The organism is Erwinia sp. PME.40.26/001 (assembly GCF_055556675.1).
Genome location: NZ_JBVHNP010000366.1, coordinates 1 through 245, shown reverse-complemented (window position 1 = coordinate 245; position 245 = coordinate 1). Strand labels below are relative to the sequence as shown.

Here is a 245-nt window from a genome sequence, read left to right as displayed (position 1 = left end):
AAACGGAATATCGTCATCCATATCATCAAAACCACCTTTAGGGGTTGGTACAGGCGTGCGGGCTGCACCACTGCTGCTGCGGGCGTTGCCGCCACCGTAGCCACCAGCACTACGGCCGCCGCCGGATGATTCACGCGGGGCATAGTTACCGCCGCCTTCGTCCATGGCAGCGCCACCACCGGCACCGCCACGGCCACCCAACATTTGCATGGCGTCGGCGACGATTTCGGTGGAATATTTGTCTG

1 protein-coding gene is annotated in these 245 nt (G+C 61.2%); it reads right to left on the bottom strand.

Translation table 11 applies throughout. The annotated features are described in order from the left end of the window. Positions 1-245: single stranded DNA-binding domain-containing protein (locus ACZ3HG_RS24565; RefSeq protein ID WP_465335109.1), on the bottom strand; the 245-nt coding region annotated here is incomplete at both ends.